The organism is Streptomyces sp. NPDC051636, from assembly GCF_044453765.1.
Lineage (GTDB): Bacteria > Actinomycetota > Actinomycetes > Streptomycetales > Streptomycetaceae > Streptomyces.
The window spans coordinates 16,679-35,639 of the sequence record NZ_JBITDA010000025.1 but is presented as its reverse complement, the minus strand read 5'-3'; the positions used below and the strand labels follow the sequence as shown (position 1 = coordinate 35,639).

Below are 18,961 nucleotides of genomic sequence, written 5' to 3'. Positions count from 1 at the left end.
AGGCTGATGCCTCGCCTGCTGAAGGTGCGCTGTCGGTGGATGCTCATAGGCTTACCCGACAGGCTGGCCTTCGGGGGGAGAAGCGTGAGTGCTGCGGCCCAACCGTCGTGGATGCACCCGCTGTTGCGGCTGCATCATCGGTGCGTCGAGAAGCGTGTGACCGCCGCGGAGACGGCGGCAGCCGAGCTGGGCCTCGAGCTGGAGGCCGCCACCATCCGCCAAGCGCTCACGTACGAGCGGGGGCAGTTCCCGCGTATGGCGCTCAAAGCCGTCATCGTCATGGGCGCGTTCGTTCTCCTGATGATCGCCTTCTACCGCGGGTCGTGCCGGCCCGGCGGGCAACTGGAGCCGTCACCGACCACTGACTGCTCGTGGGCGAAGGTGAACTGGTTCACCACGATGTGGCAGTTTCAGATTCCCGTTGTGCTCATCCTGGGCATCATGCTGGTGCAGGCGGCAATGCAGGGGGAGACGATAGCCCGCTGCTCGAAACCGCTGTACCCGCTGCTCAGCCTGCTGACAGTCAGCGCAACCGTCGCACGCCCCGACACCCGGTACACCGAGGCCATCAACCTCAGCCAGCAGGTCTCCCACCTCGGACTGCCGTTACGGACGTTCGCGCGCCACGCCGCCGCGGACTTTGGCAATCGCCGCATGCTCCGCGGCGCACTGGCCACACACCTCAACCGTGTCGATGCCGCCTTCATCGAGGCCGCGGACCGGCTTGCCGGCGATCGCGAGGCGTCCGCGAAGCAGCTGGCCAAACTCGCGGCACTCGCCGCCAACAACATCGCCGCTGGCCGGTTCACCGCCGTACTGCCGGCGGAAGCCCTGGCCGAGGAAGCACCACTCGAACCTGACCGGCTCGACGGGCGCCGCCTCGCCACCGCCTGCCTATGGGCGGCGGTCATCGTGACCGCCTCCTTCATCGCCCTGGCCCCCTTGGGCGCCCCCGTGGAACTGCTTGTGCCGCTGGCCCTCGTGGGGTTCCTCGTGTTGGTCTACACGCTGCTCGCGTTCCGGTATGGGCTGTCGGAGGCAACCCGGCTGACGCGGAGCATCGGCGGGTTCTTCTCGGCGAGCCCGCCTCTGTAGAGCAGCGGACGTCGACGCCGCCCCGTCCTCAACAGGCCACCCATCAGGGCTTTCTAAAACCATTTCCGCTAAGGGGTCGGATGGTACTACCCTGCTTCGTTGACGCCGTTGATGCAGCGGCCGGACGCCTGCGTACAGGACTGCGGTCTGAGTACGCACGACCCGCGTCTCCCCGCCCCCAATTCCCGGGGTGGGCAACCGGATTGCCGACGGCTTACCCACCGACGCCGAGTACGCCCCGGTCGGACTGCGGTCCTCTGACGGCGACTTGGGGTGTTAGCTCCTCCGAATGGTGCTGCCTCGCGTACTTCCGCAGGTCGCGCCATATTTTTTGTGCGCGGCCATACCCAGAAGGGCGGTCGCGATGAGCGACACCTTTGCGCCGGAGCCCGAGCCGATCAACGAGATCTCGGTTATCCCGGTCACCGACTTCCGCAACAGCAACGACGCCTTCGAGCACCGGCTCGCTCCGGTAAGTGCAACGGAGAAGGCTGAGGCCTACCTCGCGGCCCACCCCGACGTCCACCTTCCCGCCGACGTGCGCCGCCGCCTTGTCCTGGGGGCGGTCGAGCCGCAGACGCTGGCTGGCATCCGCGTCGAGCGGCACCGCGTGGAGACCGGCTGGCTGATGGTCATCTCCTACCGCGCCTACTCGCCCATGGTCTCGCTCGCGATCGAGAACGACCGGCTGCTGGCCGAGGCCTCCTATGCGGCCGACCCCCGGGCGGCCGGTGGGCGCAAGGCGCTGGCCATGCCCCAGTCCCACCCGGACCACGCCGTCCTGATGCACCCCGACGAGTACCTGGACATCCTGGAATCCGTCGACCGCTCCGCGAAGCGTGTCCTGGCCGACAACCCCCAGGAAGTGGGGGAGCGGCTGGTCGAGCGTCCCCTGATGCTCGTCCCGGCGACCTTCACCTCCGAGGCGGGCGAGCCCGCCACCGACATCACCGCCGTGGACGGCAACTGCCGCCTCTCCTTCTGCTATCACCGCGTGACCGTGCCGCGCGGATGGGTGGACGACTCCCTCATCGGGGAGTCGAGCCGGGAGATCGTGAAGCTTCTGCCCTCGCACCTGATGCAGATGCCCCTGGCCGCTCGCCGCGACCTCGTCCGCAAGGTGATCAAGCGGGAGCACAGGCGACTCGCCGAGCCGCCCGCCGGTACGCCGGCGGACATGAAGAGCCGCAACGAGGCGGCGATGGCCCTCAACGCCATCACCGTCCCGGTCCAGGTCATCGTCGGCTACCGCGACGACGACCCCGACCGCCGGATGCAGCGCTTCCCCGCCGCGGTCCGCGCCCTGCTGATGCGCATGAACATCGGCGGCAAGCCGTTCGACCTCGGCGCACAGAACGCCGTCACCGCCGAGGAGATCATCAACGGCCTGTACGCCGAGGGGCTCCTGGCCCCCGAGGCGCCGAGCCAGGCGCCGGCCCTGCGCGACGCGCTGATCGGTCGCGGGACCGTGACCGACGCGATGCAGGCCCTCGACCTCAGCCCCGTCCTCCCCGACCTGCGTTTCGCCCTGGTCATGCAGCAGCTGACACACAAGAGCACTCCCTTCAATGCGCTGGTGCGCAGCAAGCTGCAGACGTCGGGCCACCTTGTCCTCAGCCGCCGGAACGGGCCGATCGTCGAGCTGGGACTGCGCTCCTACTCTGCGGGCCGGGACCTGAAGTCCAAGCGCACCGCCTTGGAGACGGGGTGCCTATGGCAGAGCCTGGTCGATAACCCGTGGGTCGTGGAGAATGTCGACACCGACGAGAAGATCGACAAGCTGCTCGAGCGCGCAGAAACGAAGGAAACCCAGGCCACGCTCCTGCTCGGGGCTCTCGGCATGATCGCCCTGGTCATGAGCGGGCACCTCCTTGCGGCGGCAGGCTCTGCGGAGGCCATCACCGGTACGACCATCGCCCGCACGAGCGTCGGGAAGATCGTCGAGGGCCTCCTGGAGAGGAAGGAGGGCCGGGAGATCCTCGCCGACGCCATCAAGAGGGTGCGCATTGGTGAGGCGCCCCGCTGGTGGGACGCCGAGCGCAAGGAGCTCGTCGACCAGCCGACCAGCTGGAAGGGCTCCACCTACAACGCCCACCTGCGCAGCGCCGTCCGTAACGGCTTCGCCGTCAAGGGCAAGGGCAAGGGCAAGACCACCGCGGAGCAGGAGGCCGACGCACTCACCCTGTTCCAGGAGAGGCTCAACGAAGCCGTGTACCGCCTGCGCGACCTGGTCGACCTGCGGGAGCAGCACGGCACGACGGACCCGTTGCCCTGGGTCGAGATTGAGGCCTCCTTCGACCAGATCGAGGACCTCACGGCGGACCTGCGCTTCATCTCCGAGCCCAAGCCGCGTAATCGGTGACTGCTCCCGTGTGGTCCGGCGTCGTCACGATGACGCCGGACCGGTACGCCGCGCTCGCACGCCTGGCTTCTCCCTGGCTCGAGGAGTTCAGGTGTTGTCCTCTTGGCATCGAGGAGGACAGCGGCCGGGAGGAGCGGGCCGTGTACATCGTCGTAAACGCCGACGGCATGGCCTGCTACGCCGGCCGGACCCGCCCGACCCGACCCCAACATCGGGGAGCAGCGGTCGCCCGGCTTCGCCGGCATAGGACCGGCGCCCGCTCGAAGCGCGAGGAGTGGGCGAGGTACTGGGTGCTGCCCCTCCGCCCGGACACCCCGGACGAGTTCGTCGACCGACTCGAGCGGACCGTCCAGGCCCGGCTCGGCCTGCCCCGGCAGAACCGCCGCTGGCGTAGGTCGTAACGCTGTCCCCACGCCGGTTCTCGGCTCCCGCCCGGAGCCGGGAACCGGCATTCCGGCAATGTCAGACCCTGCTGCGATCATCCGGGCATGCTCATCAGCCCACAGCTGGCCCGGGACATCCTGGCGGATCTGACCACAGACTGCGGCCTGCCCCTCGATGCCGGTGAACTGATCCCCGGCATAGGCGAGTTCCTCGTCCACGGCCATGTGTTCGTCGGCGACGTCGCCGTGCGTGGATACAAGGACAAAGGCCGCTGGAAGTACGACGACCGAGACATCCGTCGCGCTGGCCAAGCCCTCGCCGCCATGACGGTCGACACCGCCGACGTCGTGGACGCCCGGGTTCCCGATCGCCGCTACTTCGAGGACCGAGAGTCCTTCGACGACTGGAGTCGGGCCGACTGGCGCCGAACCCTGAACTACTGGATCTACGCCGCCGCGCGGCGTGCCCGCCGACGCGGAAATCGGCGCCGCTGCCCCCATCGCCACCTGCCCCACCGACGACTTCGACGTCTTCGATCCCGAAATCACCGACGACCTCGGCACCGACGTCTGGAGCAGCCGGTACGAGATCGGCCCCCACGGCCTTCCAGGCGAGCTCACCTTCGAAGACCTCGTCTCGTTCTACGGCGAGCGCACCGTTGCCGGCACTCGCCCGAGCTTCTGACCTGGTCCGGGACGCACTGGGTGCTCCCTCGCGTGTACGCGGACATGCTGGATCGCTGGCAGGAGCGGGACCGCACCCTCGCGGAGCAGGCCCAGATCTGCACCGGCTGCCAGCGCCAGGGAGGTCGCTGTGCATGGCGCACCACCACCGCGAGCGGCTACGTCACCTTGTGCCCGGCCTGTTCCGGCGAGGCCTTCCAGGCCTACAAGGGGCACCTGCAGGGCGTCGCCTACAGCTCGCTGCGCCGTACCCACCGCGCTGATGACTATCTGTGCTGCCTGTGCCGCGAGAGCCGGGCGTTCATCTGGGACCACTGTCACGAGCACGGCTTCGTCAGGGGCCCGGTCTGCTCGAGCTGCAACACCTTCGAAGGCAAGGGCGTGGCCTTCCTCCGCCGGGAGGGGAGTGTCCAACACCTGCTGGAGTGCCGGGGCTGCCGGAAGGCACGCACCCTGCCGCGCCGCTTTCACCTCGACGTCGTCCTCGATCATCTGGAAGACGTCGAACGGCACGGTCGTTGCCGGCGTCGGCCACACGCTTACCGCGGCGAGTACGCCCACGGGGTGCACCACATCACCCTGTACTGCCATGCCCACGCCTCGACGTCGAAGTGGACGAAGGTGGTGACCGTGGCCGAGGCCGCCGGTATCGTCCGCGCCTTCGTGGAGAGCACTCTGTCCAGCGCATCAGTCAGCTGACAGCCGCCGCGGACCACACCGAAAGTAAAGCAACGGCAAAGTATCGGGGGTGGTGTCACAACGGGCCCGCCGGCCCGACTTGGTCGGGGTGAAGGAAGTTCTCCACGACCACCCGGAGGTCACCGTGAAGGCCACCCCCTGCTCCGCTGTCCAGGCGCCCGCATGAACGGCGGCTCCCTCCCCGACGGCGCGAAGCTGCTGCTCGACATCGCCCACTGGATCGCCGTCGCCGCGCCGTACATGGCCATCGTGGTCGCCGCTGGGTTCATCGCCGCGTGCGGGATCTCCTGGCGGCGTGCGCTGCTCGTACGCGACGCCCTGGCCGGACGCGTCCGCGTCGAGACGGTACCGACATCCACCTTCGACCCTGGCGAGGGCGAAGTACGGCGCTGGTCCCAGCACTTGAGCCGCGTCAGCTACGCCGCCAGCAGCACCCCGCGGCGCGGGCGGGCCGCCCGGCTGCACTACAGCGCCCGCAACGGTCGGATGCACTGCTACCTCGAGGGCCACGCCCACGCGCAGGCCGTCCTGACCATGCCGGGCTTCGCCGAGGTCGAGATCCGCGCCGGCGGGTCCCGCAGCGACATCCAGCCGGTCCGGTTCGACCTGCCCACCCCGCGCCGGAGCCGCTCGTGACGACCCTCGTCGACCTGGCCAAGCCCCGCGCCACGGCACCCCGCAAAGGCCCGGCTTCCACGTACGTCGAGCGTGCCGAGCTGACTCTCGCGCTGCCCGACCAGCGGCCGCTGGCCTCGCTCGGCCTGCAACCCGACCCGCTGCAGCAGCTCGCGACCGCCCTGTCCGGCGTGCGCACCGAAGACGGTGAGCGTGCCGACGTCGTCCTGGATCTGCTGCCCGTTCCCGAGCGTCAGCTGGCCCGCCGGCGTCGCCGGCTGCTGGCGGCCGCCCGGCGCCGCGGACCGTCTGCGTACGGCGAGCGGCTGACCGGCTCGTTCGGCGCGGCGGGCTTCATGGGGTCGCTGAGCGCGGCCTGGAGCGGCGGGAAGACCTCCGTCGGATCGCGGGGCGAGCGGCTGCCGCGCATGACCGATGTGCGCGACGGCATCGGTAAGTTCGAGCCCTCCGCCGGCCCGGTTTTCGCCGTGCAGCTGCTGCTGCGCACCCAGGCGCGGCATCCCCAGGCCGCCCGGGCCCGCATGAACCAGCTCCTGGCGGTGTTCGCCGCCACGTCCGGCGAGAACTACCTCAAGCCCCGCCGGCCCCGGTCGCGGCGCGCCGTCTCCTCCTTCGACCGGCGCTTCACCACGGGCGAGTTCCGCCCGCGCCGACGGCAGTGGATGACCGTCCCGGAGCTGTGCGGCTTCCTCAAGCCGCCCACGCGCAGCTGCACCGCCTCCAGCGTGGTCCGCTCCGGCGGTGTCGTACCGCCGGCGCCGGCGAACCTGCCCGTCTACACCGGACAGCGCGACCTGGTGCCGCTCGGCGCGGTCACCTACCCCAACGGCCGCGAACGCATCGGAGCCGCCCGGGTCCAGGACCTGCTGTTCGCCCTGGTGTTGGGCAAGTCCGGGCACGGCAAGACCGAGGAAGCCCTCGTGCAGGCCATCGCGCTCGCGCACAACGGATACGGCGTGTGGTTCCTCGACCCGCACGGCGAGGCCTGGGCCCGGGCCAAGCCCTACTTGGCCCACCCGCACATCACCTCCCGCCTGTGGGAGATCAACCTTGCCGAGGCCGACGAGGACCAGCTGGTCGTCTCCTGGAACCCGCTGTCGATGGAGCGCCGCCGTACCTCGGACGTCCAGAAGGTTGTCCGCGCGGTCACCGAGGGCATCGCCGCCGCCCAGGACTGGGGCGACCATGCCCCGCGCGCCCGGACCATCCTGGCCCGCGCCGCGCAGGCCCTGGCCCTGCTCAACCTCAAAGCTGTACGCGAGGGCCACCCCGAGGCGCAGGCCACGCTCTTCCAGATCCGGACGTGGCTCGTCGACGAGGAGTGGCGCGAGGCCCTCCTGCCGCACCTGCCCACCAGCGCGCGCGACTACTGGGAGAAGACGTTCCCCCGAGTCGCCAACGAGGCCGTGCCGACCGTCACCTACGCGATCGACCGGCTCGACACTTCGCCGGCGCTGCAGGCGTTCTTCGGCAACCCGACCTCCGGCTACGACGTCCGCGAGGCCATGGACACCAGCCAGGTGGTGTTCGTATGCCCCTCCGGGTCGGAGGCCGACGGCCTGGTCGCATGCCTCCTGGTCCACGATCTGCACCGTGCCGGCCTGTCCCGGCAGGACACCCCACGCGAGCAGCGGGCCACATTTTGGGCGTGGATCGACGAGCTCACCGCCTTGGACGCCTCGAGCAAGGGCTTCGTGGCCGCGATCTGCGAGCAACTCCGCAAGTACGAAGTCCGGCTGACCGGGATGACCCAAATGGTGCTGCGGCTGAGCGCCATCACCCGTCAGGCGCTGCTGCAGAACCGGTCGCTGCTGGCGACCTGCGCCGCCGACCACGACGAGGCCGACTTCATCGTCAAGCGGTGGAACGGCCAGGTCTCCCCGGAGACCGTCACCGCGCTGCCGAAGTACCACTACATCATGTCGCTGACCCTCGACGGCGAGCCCACCAGCCCGTTCAGGGTGCGCGGTCTGCCCGTCGAGGAGGTCTTCGCCCGCTACGACAACCCCGCTGGTGTCAAAGACCTCGATGCGGCGATCGACACCAACCTGCGACGCCGCCCGCTCGGCGACATCCTCGAGGCCCTCGAGCAACTCAACGACGTCGTCCTCGCCCACCACACCCGGCGCCGCCCCGCCCAGGGCTCCGCCAGCGATCCCACCAGCGTCGTCGACTAGAAACGAGCACCCTATGCCCTACCCCACGCCAACTCCGATGGGCGCAAACGATGTTGGCCAGCAGGCCCTGAACGCGCTGTACCAGCACCGCCTGATCTCCACCCAGCAGCTGCACCGGATGCTCACTCCGCACCACACGCGCGCCGAATACATCCGCCGCCAGCTGCACCTGCTGCGCGAGCGGGGCCTGGTCGACCGCGTCGGCCGGCGCGCCCACGGACAGACCGATCTGCTGTGGTGGCTCACCGAAGCCGGCGCCACCGCGGTCGAAGCGACCGGGCTGCTGCCCCAGCGTCCGTACCGGATGAGCCCGGAGGCGGCCGCCGGCCCCCTGCAGGAGCACACCCTCGCCACCGTGGAGACCGGCCTGGCGTTCGTCACGCACGCCCGCGCCCTCGGCCACGAGTGCGGGCCGCTGGACTGGTCACCGGAAATCGCTCACGCCTACCGCGACGAACAACGCCCCGGCGAGGACCTGCGCCTGATCCCGGATGCCGTCGTCAACTACGTGCACGTCTCCGGCCGGCAGCGCACTCTGCTCACCTTCATGGTCGAGGTCGACCGGACGCAGATGACGATCGCGCGTCTCGCCCAGAAGCTCCACGCCTACGCCGCCTACCAGCGCTACGTGCCTCAACCCCCGGCCGGCCGCGGTCCCCGTCCCGCACGCCGTACGGCCACCGCACCGGCCTGGCGCTCCCGCTACCCCTCCCAGGCCTTCCCGCGCATCCTGCTCGTCCTCACCGGAGCCTCCCCTGAGCGGCTCGAGCGCCGGATCGCCGACCTGCGCAGTCTCTCGGCCGCCGACCCGGTCCTCGCCACCACCGCCCTGCGCGCCGGCATCACCACCCTCGACCAGCTGCGCGAGCACGGGCCGTTCAGCAAGATCTTCATTCCCGTGCTCGGCGACGCCGAGCCCGTCGACGCCCTGATGCGACCCCAGCCGACCGTTAAGGCACCGGCCGCATGACCGCCCACCACCACGGACCCGCCGTGGCCTCCGCCGTCGTTGTCCCCCTCGTTCCGTACGCCGATGGCGGCGGCACCTCGGCAAAGGCGGGTGCGGAGTCGTTCATCACCGAACTGACCACCGCCGTGGGCCACCTGGAGAAGGCGCTCGAGCTCGGCCGGACGCCGGCACGGTTCCTGCTGCCCACCGGCGCCACCGTCACCGAGGCCCAACTGCGCCTGTGGGTGGCGCAGCACACCGCTCGAGCGCAGAGCCTCCTCGACCAGATCACCGCTGCGTACACCGCCCCGCAGACCTGACCACCCCGCCACGAAGGAGCCTTCGATGCGACTCTTCCGCTTTCGCCGCACTCCCCGCCCTGCCGCTCCGGCCCCGATCCCTGCACCGGACTGCGTCCCGACGGGAGCCTGCGCCGACATGAGGCCGCTGCCGAAGCTGTTCTCGCTGCTGATCGCCGAGATGATGGCCACCTACTGCCACACCAAGAACCTCGCCGGCCTCGCCCAGTACGAACGTTGCCCGGCCGAGTACCAGCTGGTCGCGCGCTCCATCGTGCAGCACGTACTGGAGGGATGGCAGAACCAGACCGGCGGCCGCGGAACGATAGAGGACCTTCTGCTGGGGCCGTGGACGTCCCGCCCGACGGTCGTTCCGGCACCGCATGCGGCCGATTTTCCCGTGGCACGGGAGCACCGCGTTGCGTCCTGAGCGCACGTCACCGGCCGTACGGCACGATCGTTGGATTCAGACCAGCGACACGACGACACGTCAAGAACAGGCGAGCGACGACACGGGGGATAGGCACGTGAATCGTGTGCCGATTGGCGCAGCGATGGCACTAGGGTGGACCCGCGCCGTTCTCTGCGCCCACCCGGAGGCTGGAACGGCACCTCGGACACGACGAAGGCCCCGCATGGCACCAGGTCGCCACAACCTGGTTCGCGCCACGGGGGCCGAGTCGGTGCGAGGAAGCTTCTTCGAAAATGCGTCTCGCACATCGCGGGACCGAGGTCTTGGGAAACGAGGTCTCGCTGCAATGCAGCGTACCCGGAACTGTCCCTCGGGACACAACAAGCGCCGCCAGGTGGAGGCCGTGTCAGCTCCGGCCCCCTGGCGGATTTCCGCATGCCGTCCGGCATGCGGCTCTGCCGCGGTCCCCGTTGAGGGGGGCTGGATGACGTAACCCATCGAAGGGGCGGATCCCAGCGGCGCCTTCCCCAGGTCCACCGCTGCCGTCCCTGGCCACGAGGCCCGGTTGCCGCCGGGCCGTTCGGCCGAACTGCCACCGCCATCTCCAGGGGGCCTAATCCCTGGTCAGGCGAAGTGCCCGACCTCCCCAGGTCGGACAGATTTTCGGTTCTCCCAGAACCTCGAAGCACCGTCACCGGGGCTTCGTGCGCTTCGGCGCCGGAGCTCCGAAGACAGGAGACATAATGCAGCACGTTTCGGCGTGCCGCCATATCAACCCGGCGGCATGCCCGGATGTGTCCAAGACCGCACTGGTCGCGGACACGTCCCGTCACACATTCGATCTCGTCTGTGACAGCGACGCGCAGGAGATCAGTACGACCGCGTCACGGCGTCTGCGCCGCGGCGCAGATTTCCTCGCTGCCGCCCGGTTCATGGTCGGTTCCGGGTTCCACCCGAAAGCCGGCCGTACGACGCTGAGGCTCGCCGAGGTATTCGCCGAGCGGATGGCGCGCAGCAGCGAGGGACACTTCGCGTTCAGCGCGGAGGCGACGGCCCGCGAGCTCGGCCTGAAGCGGCGCGCGGTCTTCAATCACGCCCGCTACCTGCGGGAACTCGGTCTCATCGCCTATGTGGAGCACGGGTCGAAGAGGAATGTGCTGCGCACCCGGTACGGCTCCGCCTGGACGAGCGAGCACGGCTATCGCGGTACGGCCACCCTGTTCGCGGCGGTCGCGCCGCGGGTGTGGGACGAGGCCATGGGCCGCCGGATCGAGGGGGAGGGGTACACGGCCCGGCAGGTCGGTGTCACCGATGCCGGCCGCGAGCTGGCGGTCGCGGAGGCTGTGAAAAAGCAGCGGGAACGGCACGGGCTTCAGCAGACGGAGCCTGTGGATAACTCGGGGCAGTGCACCCCTTCTGTGGTGGTACCTCAGCCACGTACTTCCGGTGCTGTAGATAGGGGGATTAAAGACAGGACGCGCGAGCGCGCCTGTCGGGAGAAGTCCCCCAACCATCGTGCGAAGGGCGCGACCGGCTGGTCGGCGGCGAGGGCAGCGGCTGCGATGCAGGAGGCCCGGTGGGTTCAGCTTCACACGTGGTGGACCCAGGGGTCGTGCGTGCGTCAACTGGCCTATGGTCTGCGGCCGTTCTTCGAGGCGGGATGGACCTGGGAGGAGATCGCCCGGGAGCTGGCGCGTTGGACGGTGCCGCTGCGGCCGCGGCATGCCGCTTCGTACGTGGCATCGGAGATCCGCCGGCGGGTCAACACCTGCGCGCTGTTCCTACCTGACGGCCTGGTCGCGCCGTACCGGCAGCCCGAGACGTCGACCTGGGACGACGGTGCCACCCCACACGGCCCCCGGTACGCCGTGATGCAGGCCCGGAAGGCCCGTACCTTCCGGCCCGCGGCCGCCCGCGCGGCCGCCGCCTTCGAGGAGATCCGCCGGGTCCTGGCCCGTCACACAGAGCCGCGCAGCACACCGACCGCACCCGAGTGCAACGTTCCGGGTGCGCACCCGAAGAACGTACGGCTGACTAGGGAGGAGATCGACGCCTTGCTGGAGAACTCGCCCCCAGTCGTCGCCGGCGAAACCCTGTGGGCTCAGGCCGAAGAGGCCGCGGAGTACCGGATCGAAGCGGAGAACCGTCGCAGTACGTGGGAGTACCTGCCGCCGGCGCCCCCGGAGCCGCACTAGCCATGGTGCCCGCCGCGATCACAAAACGAGCTCAGCGTCATCAGCGCTGGCCGGGCCCTCCGGCAGATCCACCGACTCAGCCGCCGGCACGACACGATTGTGCTCAGCGGATACGGACTCCCCAACGAGATGACAGGGCCCATCGAGCTGTAAACACGGATGATCGTGGTGGCGGCCCACTATCCGCCACTTCCGCCAAGTCGCGTGTGCATAGAGCAACTTGTCGACTTCAAGGTAGTGGTGTGGCCGGATACGTACCGAGATGCGTTCAGTATCTTCCTTTAGGTATTGGGATGTTGGCTGGTATATGCGTAACCTGGCGACTACAGAAAGCGCATTGGCGCAGCTCGACCAGGTTTCATCCAGCGAGCCGAGGGCGGACACCACACGCCGGCAGTCCGCATCAGGCACGCTGCACGGGGAGGCAAAGTGAACCGCCGCGCACATCGCATTCCATGTTCCGCTGTTCGCTTCCGGAATTTCGGTGCTGTATCTCTCGCCCTGTGCGCTGCGCTCACCCTGGCCGCGTGCAGCTCCTCCGACGGCGACAGCAAGGGCTCCGCGCACACCTCGGCCCCTACGTCGTCGAAGCCATCGTCGACCGCTTCGGCAGACCCACAGGCAGCGGAGAAGAAGGCCGTTCTGAGCGCCTACGACGCCTTCTGGACCGAGCAGGTCAAGGCCTACGCGCAGGGCGACATCAAGGGCACTGACCTGAAGAAGTACGCCACGAAAGAGGCGCTCGGCGGCGTGATGGGCGACGTGCTGGTCATGAAGAAGGCCGGCACCGCGACCACAGGTACTCCCAAGCACCGGACGGAGGTCGCCGCGATCACGCTGTCCGGCAGCACTCCCACCGCCACCGTGGAGGACTGCCTGGACATTTCGAACTGGAAGACCGTCAAGAAGAAGTCGGGCGAGGTGCAACCGTTCCCCTCGAATCAGCCCTTGCGGTACATCACCACCGGGAAGGCAGAGAAGTGGGGGAAGCAGTGGATGATTACTAAGCTGACTCCGGAGGGGGACCGCACATGCTGAGACGACTTCCGCTCGCTGTGCTGATGTCGATCGCCGCGCTCAGCACAGCCGCCGGCCCCGTGTCTGCCGCCGATGACCCCGTCATCGGCGGTGACTGCCAGGGCACGAGCAAGTGGGTCACGGTCTGCCGGCAGGATCCGGGCACGGCGGGCGGATCTCAGCAACAGGGCGGCAGGTCCTCCGGCGACGCCACGGGCAAGAAGCACAGCAAGCCGACGCCGCAGACGTGCACGGTGGAGAGGCTCGAACCGCAGCCCCCCGCAAGCAACCCAGTCTGGGACGGGCACAAGCCGGGCATCGGAGCGATCTACGTCCGGGTGTGTCTCAGCGACACCCTCGGTGCGGCCGCCGGGGCGCAGGTGGTCCCGCAGGTGTTCTGGGCGGCGGGAACACCCGCGATCAACGTCGATCCGGAGCAACTAGCGCGGGAGGCCGTCGACAAGATGCTGTTGACCGGTCCGGACATCGCCAGCCCGCGCGCCGCGGGCCGGTACGTGGTCGGCATGCCCATGTGGATGTGGGTTCACCAGACCGCCACTACCTATGGGCCGAACACGGCATCCGCCTCTCTGGCCGGGGTGACGGTCACCGCCACCGCGAAGGTGTCGTCGATCAACTGGGATATGGGCGACGGCACCGATCCGGTCGTGTGCAACGGGCCGGGCACCAAGTACGAGTCCTCGATGGGCAAGGCGCCGTCCCCGGACTGCGGCCACATCTACGAGGAAGCCTCTACCGAAGCCAAGGGCGGCAAGTTCCACGGCACCGCGACTGCCACCTGGACCATTAACTGGCAAGTGACTGCAGGTCCGGCCGAAAACGGACAGTTCAACGAGGTACGCCAGACCCCCTTCGCGGTCGGCGTACGTGAAGTGCAGGTTCTCAACTGACAGCGCCACCGCACGTGAGACACCACTCGAAAGGCCCCTGACCGTCATGGATTCCGCTGCGCCGCCGGTACCACGCCCGACCGGCTTGGACCACTCCGAGCTGCCGATCACCACAACGGCGCCCGTCAAACGGGAACGCCGATGGTCGGTGGCCGCCCTGTGCATCGTGCTCGCCGTGGTGTGCGGCCTGGCCGCGGCCTGGGCCGTGAACTCCGCCAGCGACCGGACGAAGGTGCTGGCCGTCGCCCGCGATGTCCCGGCCGGCCAGGCCCTGACAGCAGCGGACGTCACGGTCGCCGAGGTATCCACCGACGCGGCACTCTCGCCGCTGCCTGGCGCGGACAAGGCGTCGGTGATGGGCAAGCGCACGGCTGTCGACCTACGCAAGGGCGGGCTGCTACTCGCCTCGCAACTGGCCGCCGGAACCGGCCTCGGGGATGACAAACAGCAGGTCGGCGTCCTCGTCAAGCGCGGCCAGGCCCCCTCTGGCACCCTGGCGCCAGGCGATAAGGTCCTCGCCGTCACTACCCCCACCCAGAACAGCACGACGACGTCGAACGACGACACCACCGACTCGTCGATCGAGGCAGTCGTCGTGTCGGTATCCCGCCCGGACGCCTCCGGGGCGGTCGTCGTCAACCTCGCCGTCAGTACAAGCGACGGCCCGGCATTGGCCAGCCGCGCCTCCCAGGGCCGCATCGCCCTCGTCCGGGAGCCGCGGAGCAACTAGCCCATGCCTGTCACCGCTCTTATCTCCGCGAAGTCTTGCGGCGTCACTGCCGCAGCGCTCGCCCTCACCCTGGCCTCCAAGCGCTCTTCACTGCTCGCCGAGTGCGACCCGGCCGGCGGCACCATCCGCGCCGGCCTGCTCGGCGGCCAAGTCAACGCCGGCTTCGGCCTCTACCACCTGGCCCGCGCCGAACGCACCGGCCCCGAGGCCCTCGCCAACGCCTTCGCCGCCCACCTATGCCACCTTGACCAGGCCGGGCACCGCAAACTGCTGCCCGGCCTGACCGACCCGGCCCAGGCCGCCGCGCTGACCCGCACCTGGCCCGCGCTCGCCGACGTCCTGCACGTGATGGCCCAGCAGGCTGGGCACGACGTCTACATCGACGGCGGCCGACTCGCCCTGGAAGCCGGCCACCTCCACCCGACCCTCACCCCGGCGCCGCTGCTGTACCGGGCCGACATGGTCCTGCTCGTCGTACGGGGCACCGAGCAGTCCCTCGCCCTGGCCCGGCACGTCATCCCCTCGCTGCGCACCGCCCTGCACGAACAGGGCTCCGGCGCCGACGCGCTCGGACTACTACTGATCGAAGAAGGCGACTTCCGCTCCCACCAGGTCGGAGAAGCCCTCGGCGCACCGGTGATCGCCGCCCTCCCGTACGACCGAGACGTCGCCCACTACCTCACCGCCGGGGGCCGCCCACCCCGCGGCTACGGCCGCAGCCCGCTGCTGCGGCACGCCCGCACTGCCTCCGAGCAGATCGAGGCCGCCGCCAACCGCCGCCAGCTCCAGCAGCAGTACGCACCTACACCTGCCACGCCCCAGCTGGCCGGGATCCTCCAGCGGCTGAACCAGCGACAGAGCGAAGGGGGAGTGAAGCATGGCTGACACCCACCAGCGGCCCGGCGTCAACGGCCACCAGCCGGCCCTGGGCCGCGACGACATCGCCGGGCTCCTCGCCGGACACCTCACCCAGCGCCGCGCGCCTGAGCGGCCCGCTCCCGCCGTGCCGCCGGTCCCGTCGGCCGCCGTCCCGTCAGCCCGGACCGACCCCGCCGCGGTGCCCCGCCTGGCCGACCTGCCCGGCGAGCTGCCGGTGGGCTGGGAGGTCATCGAGACGCTGCAAGCGGACGTGTCCAAGCAGCTCACCGCCCGCGACCCGCAGCGGTTGATGGAGGAAGCTGACCGGCGGGCGCTCGCCCGCTCCCTCGTCACCACCGCCGTCGCGGACTGGGCCGCCAAGTACGCCCAGACGCATGTGCCGCTCACCGAGGCCCAGGAGCAGGCCATCGCGACCGCGGTGTTCAACTCCATGTACCGCGGCGGCCGATTGCAGTCCTTGCTCGACGAGGACGGCGTCGAGGACGTCATGGTCGACGGCCTGCGGGCCCACGTTGAGTACCTCGACCGGCCGCGCCGCACCATCGACCGAGTCGCTGACTCCCATGAGGAACTCATCGCCTGGGTCAACCGGATGGCCCGCCTGTCCGGACACGGCGAACGCGGCCTGACCCAGTCCACCCCCATGGTCGGCTTCCGCATGCCCGACGGCTCCCGCGTGACCGCCTCCATGCTCACCAGCCGCCCGTCGGTCGTCATCAGAAAGCACCGGCTTCGCGACACCGGGCTGGACGAGCTGCGCCAATGGGGCACCCTCAACCCGATCCTGCAGTACTTCCTGCGGGCCTGCGTGCAAGCCCGAATGAACATCCTCGTGGTCGGCGACATGGGCGCCGGCAAGACGTCCCTGCTGCGCGCGCTCGGCCGAGAAATCCCCGCGGATGAACGTCTCGTCACCCTGGAGTCCGACCGCGAGCTGTACCTGGACGAGCCGGCCGCCTCCGGTAAACCGGGGCCCGTCACCTACGCGTTCGAAGCTCGGCAGAGCAACGGTGAGATCCTCGGCGACAAGAAGGCCGGCGAGGTCACCATCTCCGACATGTTCGCGACCGCCCTGCGCTACAACGCCACCCGGGTTGTCGTCGGCGAGGTCCGCTCTACCGAGATTGTGCCGATGCTGCAGGCCATGTCTGCCGGCGGCTCTGGGTCGATGTGCACTATGCACGTGCGCCGCCCGCACGCCATCATCAGCCGCCTGGTGCAGCTGTGCACGGAGGCCGGGATGGCCACCGAGGCGGCCCACCACCTGATCGCCGCCTCCGTCGACGTCGTCGTCTACATCGCCTACGACTGGGACGACGTGAAGTACGGCGGCCGCAAGCACCGCTACGTCAGCCACGTCTACGAAGTCCACGACGTCGTCGGTGAAGGCGGCCGCCCCACCACCACCGAGGTCTTCGGCCCTGCTGGCCCGCGGGAGCCGCGAGCGGTGTTCAAGAACATGCCCTCCTTCATCGGCGAGCTGGAGAACAAGTCGAGGTTCTCTGACCTCGAGGGCGCCCCCTCGTTCCACCGCGCCTGGCTCACCGACAATCCGCTGGGCGCATGGGGCGGGCCCCTGCAGCGAAAGGGCCCCTCCTCATGAGGCCACCCGTCCTCACGCCTTGGCCGCACTCCGGGGAGGCACGGTGACCATCTCCGAACTCGCCCTCATCGCGGCCCTATTCACCGTTCTTGCCGTCGTCGCCCTCATCGTGGGGGTGCGTGAGATCCGCGGACGGGTGCCCGACCCGCTCAAACCGCAGCGCCAGTTCGCCGTGCGCGTCCAACGCGCCCGGGCCGAGCTGCCGGAGAAGTGGCAGGCCCGCTGGCGCTACCTGGTCGCCACCGCGACCCTCGTCACGCTCGGCGTGTGGGCGTACACGGGCTGGCCCATCCACGGACTTCTCGCCGGCGCCGCTGTCATCGGTCTGCCATTCGTGCTCAACCCCGGCACGTCCGGGCAGGCGCGCATCGAACGCCTCGAGGCCCTCGCGCAGTGGCTTAACCATCTCGCTGGCGTGCACACCGCGGGTATCGGCCTGCCGGCCACGATCCGCTCCTCCGCGAAGAACGCTCCCGCGCCGATCGCGGCGCACGTGCGCGCCTTGTCCGAGCGGCTGCGCTCCGGCATGGAAGCCCACGACGCCTTCGACCTGTTCGCCGACGAGATGGACGACGGAGTCTTCGACCACGTGGTGCTGCTCTTCCAGTCGCACGCCGTCTACAAGGGGCCAGGCCTCGCCGACGCGCTCGAGGCCATGGCCGTCACCATCCATCAGCAGGCCGCCGACGCCCGCGACGTCGAGGCCGACCGGGCCAAGGTCCGCAAAAGCGCCCGCATGGTGTCCATCGTCGTCCTCATCGTCGTGCTCGGCTGCATGCTCAACGAGGCTTGGTCGGGCTGGTACCAGACTCCCGCCGGTCAGATCGTGCTTGCCCTCCTCGGCGGCGGCTTCGCTTGGACTCTGATGATGCTGCGCCGCATCGCCCGTACCGCCCCCGACCCGCGCCTGATCGAGGCCGGCAAACACCGCACACGGGAGATCGTCCTCGGCTACGCCCTCGGCGCCGGCGACGGCGCCCCGCAGGCCTGGGTCTCGGCGGCCGATGCACCTGCCCGGACGGAGGACGCACGATGATCCCCCTGAACGTCATCGCGCCCGCGGCCGCTGCTGGCATCCTGGTCGGCCTGGGCGTGCGCGCCGCTTGGCCCGCCAAACACGATCTGACCAGCGCCCTGGACCGGCTGGACGCGAGCAAAGTCCCCACCTTCCTGCCGACCGACGCGCTCGCCCCCACCGGCTCGCTTCCCGAAAGGGTCGGCAACAGACTCCTCGCCGACCTCGGCGATCGGATCGCCCTGCCGCTGCGCGACCTGAACCTGCTGCGCATCAGCCCGGCCGAACATTTGGGCAAGCGGGTCCTGTTCGCGCTCTACGGCCTGGTCATTCCCCTGCTGCTGCAGGCGGTGCTGGCCATGGGCGGCGCACCGTTTCCCTTCGTCGTACCCGCCGGCCTGTCCCTCGGGTTGGCGGCATTGTTCTGGCTGTGGCCCGGCCGCGAAGTGGCCAAGCAGGCCGCCGAGGCTCGCCTGATCGTCCGGCACGCCGCAGCCTCCTACCTCGAGCGCGTCGCCCTCGCCCGGGTCGCCAACTCCGGTGCCGCCCAGGCCCTCACAGACACCGCCCGCGTCGGCGAGAACTTCATCTTTGAGCGGATGCGGCAGGTCTTCCACCAGGCCGACCTGGCCGGCGTCACACCGTGGGACGCCCTGAAGCAGCTCGGTGAAGAGCTCGACATCCCCGAACTGACCCGGCCCGCCGACACCCTCGCCCTAGCCGGGGACGGCGCCGCCGTCTACACAACCCTGCAGGCCCAGGCACGGCAGCTGCGGATCGCGCTTCTGTCCGACCAGAAGGCCAGGGCCAACGAGGCATCCGCCGCCATGATCCTCCCGGTAACTTTCGGGGTCATCCTCATGATCACCTTCGTGATGATCCCCCTGACGATCACCATTCTCGGCAGCTGAAACA

The 18,961-nt window shown here is 69.5% G+C and carries 18 protein-coding genes; all 18 read left to right on the top strand.

Going from position 1 to position 18,961, the window contains the following annotated elements; translation table 11 throughout:
• The first annotated feature begins 84 nt into the window (after positions 1-84).
• The 18 genes from ACIBBH_RS32840 (at position 85) to ACIBBH_RS32755 (ending at position 18,957) form a co-directional block, all read left to right on the top strand.
• The gene (locus ACIBBH_RS32840; RefSeq protein ID WP_399410923.1) at positions 85-1,095 is read left to right on the top strand and encodes a hypothetical protein; all 1,011 of its coding nucleotides are present in this window, start codon (positions 85-87) and stop codon (positions 1,093-1,095) included.
• Between the two features lie 364 nt (positions 1,096-1,459).
• On the top strand, positions 1,460-3,457 hold the full coding sequence (locus ACIBBH_RS32835; protein WP_399410921.1) for a hypothetical protein: 1,998 nt from the start codon (positions 1,460-1,462) through the stop codon (positions 3,455-3,457).
• A 140-nt stretch (positions 3,458-3,597) separates the two neighbouring features.
• Positions 3,598-3,858 carry a hypothetical protein gene (locus ACIBBH_RS32830; RefSeq protein WP_399410919.1) on the top strand — a complete coding sequence of 87 codons (261 nt, stop codon included), beginning with the start codon at positions 3,598-3,600 and terminating at the stop codon, positions 3,856-3,858.
• 445 nt (positions 3,859-4,303) lie between these two features.
• Positions 4,304-4,525, top strand: a complete 222-nt coding sequence (locus ACIBBH_RS32825) for a hypothetical protein (RefSeq protein WP_399410917.1) — start codon at positions 4,304-4,306, stop codon at positions 4,523-4,525.
• A 20-nt stretch (positions 4,526-4,545) separates the two neighbouring features.
• The gene (locus tag ACIBBH_RS32820; RefSeq protein ID WP_399410915.1) at positions 4,546-5,223 is read left to right on the top strand and encodes an endonuclease domain-containing protein; all 678 of its coding nucleotides are present in this window, start codon (positions 4,546-4,548) and stop codon (positions 5,221-5,223) included.
• A 162-nt stretch (positions 5,224-5,385) separates the two neighbouring features.
• Positions 5,386-5,859, top strand: a complete 474-nt coding sequence (locus tag ACIBBH_RS32815) for a hypothetical protein (protein ID WP_399410913.1) — start codon at positions 5,386-5,388, stop codon at positions 5,857-5,859.
• Positions 5,856-8,036 carry an ATP/GTP-binding protein gene (locus tag ACIBBH_RS32810; protein WP_399410911.1) on the top strand — a complete coding sequence of 727 codons (2,181 nt, stop codon included), beginning with the start codon at positions 5,856-5,858 and terminating at the stop codon, positions 8,034-8,036. The genes ACIBBH_RS32815 and ACIBBH_RS32810 overlap by 4 nt, the downstream gene beginning before the upstream one ends.
• 37 nt (positions 8,037-8,073) lie before the next feature.
• Positions 8,074-9,006 carry a replication-relaxation family protein gene (locus ACIBBH_RS32805; RefSeq protein WP_399410909.1) on the top strand — a complete coding sequence of 311 codons (933 nt, stop codon included), beginning with the start codon at positions 8,074-8,076 and terminating at the stop codon, positions 9,004-9,006.
• Positions 9,003-9,305 carry a hypothetical protein gene (locus tag ACIBBH_RS32800; protein WP_399410907.1) on the top strand — a complete coding sequence of 101 codons (303 nt, stop codon included), beginning with the start codon at positions 9,003-9,005 and terminating at the stop codon, positions 9,303-9,305. Before ACIBBH_RS32805 ends, ACIBBH_RS32800 begins: the two co-directional genes overlap by 4 nt.
• 118 nt (positions 9,306-9,423) lie before the next feature.
• Positions 9,424-9,714 carry a hypothetical protein gene (locus ACIBBH_RS32795; RefSeq protein WP_399410905.1) on the top strand — a complete coding sequence of 97 codons (291 nt, stop codon included), beginning with the start codon at positions 9,424-9,426 and terminating at the stop codon, positions 9,712-9,714.
• Between the two features lie 725 nt (positions 9,715-10,439).
• Positions 10,440-11,891, top strand: a complete 1,452-nt coding sequence (locus tag ACIBBH_RS32790; RefSeq protein WP_399410903.1) for a hypothetical protein — start codon at positions 10,440-10,442, stop codon at positions 11,889-11,891.
• A 429-nt stretch (positions 11,892-12,320) separates the two neighbouring features.
• Entirely contained in the window at positions 12,321-12,929 is a 609-nt protein-coding gene (locus tag ACIBBH_RS32785; protein ID WP_399410902.1) for a hypothetical protein, read from the top strand.
• Between the two features lie 23 nt (positions 12,930-12,952).
• Positions 12,953-13,819 (top strand): ATP/GTP-binding protein, encoded by an 867-nt coding sequence (locus ACIBBH_RS32780; protein WP_399410900.1) that lies wholly within the window; start codon positions 12,953-12,955, stop codon positions 13,817-13,819.
• A gap of 85 nt (positions 13,820-13,904) precedes the next feature.
• The gene (locus ACIBBH_RS32775) at positions 13,905-14,549 is read left to right on the top strand and encodes an SAF domain-containing protein (RefSeq protein ID WP_399410898.1); all 645 of its coding nucleotides are present in this window, start codon (positions 13,905-13,907) and stop codon (positions 14,547-14,549) included.
• Positions 14,550-14,552: 3 nt separating this feature from the next.
• Positions 14,553-15,434, top strand: a complete 882-nt coding sequence (locus ACIBBH_RS32770; protein ID WP_399410896.1) for a hypothetical protein — start codon at positions 14,553-14,555, stop codon at positions 15,432-15,434.
• A complete protein-coding gene (locus ACIBBH_RS32765) occupies positions 15,427-17,031 on the top strand; it encodes a CpaF family protein (protein ID WP_399410894.1) in 1,605 nt (534 codons plus the stop codon). Before ACIBBH_RS32770 ends, ACIBBH_RS32765 begins: the two co-directional genes overlap by 8 nt.
• A gap of 43 nt (positions 17,032-17,074) precedes the next feature.
• Complete coding sequence (locus tag ACIBBH_RS32760) at positions 17,075-18,067, top strand: type II secretion system F family protein (protein WP_399410892.1); 993 nt, start codon at positions 17,075-17,077, stop codon at positions 18,065-18,067.
• Positions 18,064-18,957, top strand: a complete 894-nt coding sequence (locus tag ACIBBH_RS32755; RefSeq protein WP_399410890.1) for a type II secretion system F family protein — start codon at positions 18,064-18,066, stop codon at positions 18,955-18,957. Before ACIBBH_RS32760 ends, ACIBBH_RS32755 begins: the two co-directional genes overlap by 4 nt.
• Positions 18,958-18,961 lie beyond the last annotated feature (4 nt).